Here is a 6,051-nt window from a genome sequence, read left to right as displayed (position 1 = left end):
GCCCGCCGGCCTGCGTGATCTCGACCTTGCCGGACAGGATGAGGATCAGGCCGGGCGACACCGTGCCCGCGACCACGATAGGCTCGCCGGCGGCATAGGTTCTGGGCACGCCAAAGCGGCGCATGCGCTCGATGTCGACATCTGAGAGCACGGGAAACATCTGGTCGCGCCGCGCGGCAATGGTCGGGCTGACGGAAGGGGCCATGGGGCGGACCGTAGCGCCGAGGTCGCCCGGTTTGAAGCGGTTTGTTCGGCGCCTGGTCGGATGGGGAGGTGGTAGGCTGCGCCCTGCGTCGTCATCGTCGACCCACGTCCATGCCCGAATTCAGCACAGGCGCCTGCACTCAAACGAATACGATTGGGTTACCCTCTCGCTCGGCACACATGATCAGGGCATCGAGTCCGGCGACGAACTTCACTATCTCAGGGATGTCGACGGAACGAAGAGTATCGAGCTCCTCGCGGATCTGACCGAAAGCAGATGCCTCGATCACGTCTCCCGAATGGCTGCTGGAGTAGAGCACCCGAGTTTGCAGCACGGAGTCGGGGTCCGTCAGAATATCGGCGACGATCTCTCGAAGATGACCGATAGTGGCGATATTTCCAAAACGGTAGTGGAACGCTACAGCGGCTGCCCAGGGATCACGAAGCCGAAGCGACGCCAGGTCGGCCTCACCCGTTTCTTCATCGGCCAGCACCAGGTCGGCATGGTACTCGGCCCTTAAGGAAGCGAGCTGCCTGAACACGACGGCGTCGAGACCCATTGAAGCGCTCCGGCTACTTGCGCGCGGCGAGCCAGTCCATCTGCGGCACGGTTTACCGGCGAAACACTCTGAAGGCTTATCTTATTGATCCCGTTGGCAGTCGGGAAAAGATGGTGCCCAGAAGAGGACTCGAACCTCCACTCCTTGCGGAACACGGACCTGAACCGTGCGCGTCTACCAATTCCGCCATCTGGGCTGGTGCGGGCTCATGTAAGCGGGCGAGCGATGTGTGTCAACGCGCTTTTTTGCCGATATTGGTGCTGCCCCTCATCGCCCTGCCGGGCACTTCTCCCCGTATAGGGACGGGGGGAAGGGGCCGGCCGCATCGTCGACGCCTTTCTTGTAACGGTGACGATTGACGAAATCGGCGACGACCGCGCCCTCTCCCCGTCACTATACGGGGAGAGGATGAGACTCGCTCCCGTCGCCGTTGGAAGAAAGGTCAGCCTTCCAGCACTTCCTTCGACGCCACCGTCGAATCGGCGTTGAGCGTGTAGATCACCGGCACGCCGGTGCCGAGCTCGAGCTTGACGATCTCCTCGCCGCTCTTGCCGTCCAGCGCCATGATCAGCGCGCGCAGCGAATTGCCGTGCGCGGCCACCAGCACTGTTTCGCCGCGCAGCACATGCGGCTGCAGGTCGTGCAGATAATAGGGCCAGACGCGCGCGCCGGTGTCCTTGAGGCTTTCGCCGCCGGGCGGCGACACATCGTAGGAGCGGCGCCAGATATGCACCTGCTCCTCGCCCCATTTCTTGCGCGCGTCGTCCTTGTTGAGACCGGAGAGGTCGCCATAGTCGCGCTCGTTCAGCGCCTGGTCGCGGATGGTCTCCAACTCGCTCTGGCCGACGGCGTCGAGGATGTGCTGGCAGGTCTTCTGCGCCCGGATCAGCGCCGAGGTGAAGGCGATGTCGAATTTCAGACCGCGCGCCTTGAGCTTCTGGCCGGCGGCCTTGGCCTCGGCATGGCCCTGCTCGGTGAGGTCGACGTCGCGCCAGCCGGTGAACAGGTTCTTCAGGTTCCATTCGCTCTGGCCGTGGCGCACGAGCACGAGGGTTCTCGACATGTTTGCTCCTTCGAAGGACAAAATATTGCAGAGGCCGCTTCAGCTCAGGCCGAGCACGTCCCGCATTGAGTAGAGACCAGGCTTCCTCGCCCGGGCCCAGAGTGCTGCTTTTACGGCGCCGCGCGCGAAGATCGCCCGGTCCTCGGCATGGTGGGATAACGTGATGCGCTCGCCCGTGCCGGCCAGGATCACGCTGTGATCGCCGACCACCGAGCCGCCGCGCAGCGCGGCGAAGCCGATCGTGCCCGGCTTGCGCACGCCGGTATGGCCGTCGCGCACGCGCACATCGTTGCCGGTGAGCGGGATGTCGCGGCCGGCCGCCGCCGCTTCACCGAGCAGAAGCGCCGTTCCCGACGGCGCGTCGACTTTGTGGCGGTGGTGCATTTCCAGGATCTCGATGTCGAAATCGTCGGCGTCGAGCGCCCGCGCCGCCTGCTCAACCAGCACCGCCAGCAGATTGACGCCGAGGCTCATATTGCCCGACTTGACGATCGTCGCATGTCGCGCCGCCGCCGCGATTTTCGCATTGTCGTCCGCCGAGCAGCCGGTGGTGCCGATGACATGGACGATGCGCGCCTGCGCCGCGTAGCCGGCGAATTCGACGGTCGCGGCGGGCGCGGTGAAATCGAGCACGCCGTCGGCCTTGGCGAAGGCCGGCAACGGATCGTCCGATATCGGCACGTTGATGATACCGATGCCGGCAAGCTCGCCGGCATCCTTGCCGAGATAGGGCGAGCCTGGCCGCTCGACCGCGCCGGCGACGCGCGCCCCCGGCATCGTGTGAATGGCGCGGATCAGCGTCTGGCCCATGCGGCCTGCCGCGCCCACCACCACCAGGCCCATATCCCCCGTTTCGCTCATGCCTGTCTCCCCACCACCTTCTTCGCGCGGCTGCGCTGGACTGGAGTTTGGATTGGCTTGGCGTCGTCGACAAGCCCCAGCCCTTTCTTGCCCTGCACCCGGTGGAAGCGGGCATAGACGCTGTGCGGGTCGGCCATCAGCGAGGCATGCGTGCCTTCCTCGACCAGCCGGCCCTCCTCCAGCACGATGATGTGGTCGGCATTGACCACCGTCGACAGCCGGTGCGCGATGACGATCGTCGTGCACCCTTCCATGACATGGGTCAGCGCCTCCTGGACGCGCGCCTCCGCCTCATTGTCGAGCGCCGAGGTCGCCTCGTCGAGCAGCAGGATCGGCGCCTGGCGCACGATGGCGCGGGCGATCGAGACGCGCTGGCGCTGGCCGCCCGACAGCGTCACGCCGTTCTCGCCGACTGGCGTGTCGTAGCCTTGCGGCTGCTGGCGGATGAAGTCATCCGCCGCCGCCTGCTTTGCCGCCCATTCGATCTCGGCGTCGCTGGCTGAAAGCCGTCCATAGCGGATGTTGTCGCGGATCGTGCCCTCGAACAGGTAGGGCGCCTGCGAGACATAGGCGATCGATTGGCGCAGCGACTGCTTGGTCACCTTCGAAATGTCCTGGCCATCGACCTCGATGCTGCCGGCCTCGACATCGTAGAAGCGCTGCAGCAGCGCCACCAGCGTCGATTTGCCGGCGCCGGATGCGCCGACGATGGCCGTCACCTTGCCGGCGGCGGCGGTAAAGCTCAATTCCTTAAGCACCGGCGCGTCGGCGGCATAGCGGAACGAGACATTGTGGAAACGCACCTCGCCGCTGGTGATCCTCACTTCGACCGCGCCCGGCGCGTCGCCCTGCTGTGGCTGCTGGTCGAGCAGCTCGTAGATCATGCGCGCGTTGACCAGCGACCGCTCCATGCCAACCTGCATGCGCGCCAGGCGGCGAGCCGGATCATAGGCCAGGATCAGCGCCGTGATGAAGGAAAAGACCGCGCCCGGTGGCTGTCCGAGCACCAGCGCCCGGTAGCCGGAATAGGCGATGACGCCGGTGACGGCGAGGCCGGCCAACATGTCGGAAATCGGCGTCAGCCGCTCCGAGACGCGGGCGATCTTGTTGCCCCGCTGCTCGGCACTCTCGGCGAGCTTGCCGATGCGGCGCGCCAGTTCCCCCTCCATGGTGAACGCCTTGGCGATGGCTATGCCTTGCGTCGCCTCCTGCATGGCGCCGATCAGCCGCGAGTTGATCTGCACGGATTCGCGCGCGATGCGGCGCACGCGGCGCATCAGATAGACGACGGTGTAGATCAGCGGCGGTCCGATCAGCAGCGACGAGAGCGATAGCAGCGGATCCTGGTAGATCATGACGGCGATGAGGCCGACCAGCGTCACCCCGTCGCGCGCGATCGAGGTCAGCGTCATCGACAGCAGGTCGCGGATGCCGTTGATATTCTCGTTGACCTGCGCAGCGAGCTGGCCCGAACGCGTGTCGTTGAAGAAACCGACGCCAAGCTTCATCAGATGGTCGAAGACGCGCTTCTGGTAGCGCGCCACCAGATTGTTGCCGATCCGGGCCAGCGTCACCGCCTGGCCATAGGTGGCGAGCCCGCGCAGCATGAAGGAGCCCATGATCCCGGCGCAGATCAGCACGATCAGATCGCCGCGCCGCTCATAGAAGATCTGGTTGACGACCGGGCTCATCACCCAGGCGGTGAAGGCCGTCGTTGCCGATACTGTCAGCAGGCAGAGAGTGGCGAAGATATAGGCCGAGCGGTATTCACGGCCGTTTTCGGCAATGATGCGGCGCAGCACCGCCCAGGTCTCGCCGGGCCGGGCCGTCGCTTGGTGTTGAAGCTGGTTCAAATCGAGGGTCGTTCCGTGGTTCCGTCTGGAAATTCGGCACCCCTCTTAGCGTTCCCGTCGCGGCTTGCCTATGGCGAAACTTCGTCGCGGCGCGATTCGCGATCCGACAACCAGGGCGCGAAGCGCTACAGCCGCCAGCGCCGCCCCGCCGTCTGCACGCCGAACAGCGAGGGGTTCCTGGCATAGGCAGCGAGGCCGAGCAGCGCCGCCAGCGGGTGGGTGATGACATAGACGGGCATCGCCCGCATCAGCGCGCTGTGTGGCGCCTTGTCTTCGAAGGCCGAGCGGAAATTGCCCGCTTTCAGCGCCGGCACGATCTTCTGCGCGATGCCGCCGGTGAGGAAGACGCCGCCGCGGCTCATGAACACCAGCGCGAGGTCGCCGGCGGTGCGGCCGAGGCAGGTGACGAACATCGACAGCGCTTCCTCCGCCACCGGGTCGGACTTCGCCAGCGCCGCGCCGGTGATCTCGGCCGGCGCCCTGAAGGGCGCCGGCTTGCCGTCGGCCTTGGCCACCGCGCGGTAGACATTGACCAGGCCACGCCCGCACAGGATCTGTTCGCCGGAAACGCGACCCTCGAGCCGCTCTATATGCTGGAAAACCTGGAAATCGCGCGGCGAGCGCGGGCCGATATCCATGTGCCCGCCTTCGCCCGGCACCGGTATCCAGTGGTTGAGCGCATAGATCAGCCCGGCGACGCCGAGCCCGGTGCCGGGCCCGAGCACGACGCGGCTGGCGTTCGGCTCCGGCGCGCCGCCGCCGATCTTCTCCATATGCTCCTCGCCGAGCGCGACGACGGCCAGCGCCTGCGCCTCGAAGTCGTTGAGCACGACGACCTCGCTCAAGCCCAGATTGGCGAACATCTGCTTCGGTTTCACCACCCAGGGGCAATTGGTGAGTGGGATCTCGTCGCCGTCGACCGGCCCGGCGATCGCCAGCACGGCCGAATTCGGCCGCACCGAAGAGCGGTCGAGCACCGCCGCCTGGATCGCCTCGTCGATGGTGTTGAAGCTGGCCGTCTGGACGATCTGCGGCTCGGTTGGCTCCGAATTGGCGTCGAGCACGATCGAGAAGCGCGCATTGGTGCCGCCGATGTCGCCGATCAGGACCGGAAACCGCAGCGTTGTCTCGTCTTCACCTGCCATGCTGTTGTTCGTCCCCGTTCCGGCAGTCTGCCGTTTGTCTCTTCGTTGAACTAGCGCATGGGCTTGCAAAGGGAAAGCCGCTTCGCGTCAGCTTGAATTTCGTCCTTTTCAGCGTTGGCGCTGCCCCTCACCTGCCTGCCGGCACCTCTCCCCGCATAGTGACGGGGAGAGGGACGCTGTCATTCGCGATTTCGCCAATCATCAGCGTTGCGGAAAGGAGTGCCAGCGCTGCGGCCAGTGTCCAGCCGATAGATGGGTAACAGTTTGAACCGGATACATAGGTAACAGTTCTCCCCCTATTTGTCCGCTGCAGCGCCAAGCGGATTGGTTAGCGCGGCGCTGCAGCGGACAAGCGTCATACGCCT

The 6,051-nt window shown here is 65.4% G+C and carries 5 protein-coding genes, 1 tRNA gene and 1 pseudogene; all 7 read right to left on the bottom strand.

The genetic code is table 11. The annotated features are described in order from the left end of the window. Nucleotides 1-205, bottom strand: a pseudogene (locus EN742_RS21040) (thioredoxin reductase); the annotation flags it as partial. 139 nt (nt 206-344) lie between these two features. Beyond that, nucleotides 345-764, bottom strand: coding sequence for a hypothetical protein (locus EN742_RS21035; RefSeq protein ID WP_126057300.1), 420 nt, complete (start codon nt 762-764; stop codon nt 345-347). A gap of 111 nt (nt 765-875) precedes the next feature. After that, nucleotides 876-960 (bottom strand) — tRNA-Leu (locus tag EN742_RS21030). Nucleotides 961-1,206: 246 nt separating this feature from the next. Beyond that, entirely contained in the window at nt 1,207-1,827 is a 621-nt protein-coding gene (locus EN742_RS21020; protein WP_126057299.1) for a 2,3-bisphosphoglycerate-dependent phosphoglycerate mutase, read from the bottom strand. A 39-nt stretch (nt 1,828-1,866) separates the two neighbouring features. Further along, entirely contained in the window at nt 1,867-2,688 is an 822-nt protein-coding gene (gene dapB, locus EN742_RS21015) for a 4-hydroxy-tetrahydrodipicolinate reductase (RefSeq protein ID WP_126057298.1), read from the bottom strand. Beyond that, on the bottom strand, nt 2,685-4,541 hold the full coding sequence (locus EN742_RS21010; RefSeq protein WP_126057297.1) for an ABC transporter ATP-binding protein: 1,857 nt from the start codon (nt 4,539-4,541) through the stop codon (nt 2,685-2,687). Before EN742_RS21010 ends, dapB begins: the two co-directional genes overlap by 4 nt. A gap of 125 nt (nt 4,542-4,666) precedes the next feature. Continuing rightward, complete coding sequence (locus tag EN742_RS21005; RefSeq protein WP_126057296.1) at nt 4,667-5,686, bottom strand: glucokinase; 1,020 nt, start codon at nt 5,684-5,686, stop codon at nt 4,667-4,669. Nucleotides 5,687-6,051: the final 365 nt, after the last annotated feature.

The sequence above is a fragment of the Mesorhizobium sp. M4A.F.Ca.ET.020.02.1.1 genome (assembly GCF_004022645.1).
GTDB lineage: Bacteria > Pseudomonadota > Alphaproteobacteria > Rhizobiales > Rhizobiaceae > Mesorhizobium.
The sequence above is the reverse complement of the archived record's forward strand: the minus strand, read 5'-3'. Positions and strand labels throughout refer to the sequence as shown.

Coding starts and splice junctions, on each gene's coding strand:
- EN742_RS21005 (WP_126057296.1), bottom strand. CDS start 5,686: ATGGCAGGTGAAGACGAGACAACGCTGCGGTTTCCGGTCCTGATCGGC.
- dapB (WP_126057298.1), bottom strand. CDS start 2,688: ATGAGCGAAACGGGGGATATGGGCCTGGTGGTGGTGGGCGCGGCAGGC.
- EN742_RS21020 (WP_126057299.1), bottom strand. CDS start 1,827: ATGTCGAGAACCCTCGTGCTCGTGCGCCACGGCCAGAGCGAATGGAAC.
- EN742_RS21035 (WP_126057300.1), bottom strand. CDS start 764: ATGGGTCTCGACGCCGTCGTGTTCAGGCAGCTCGCTTCCTTAAGGGCC.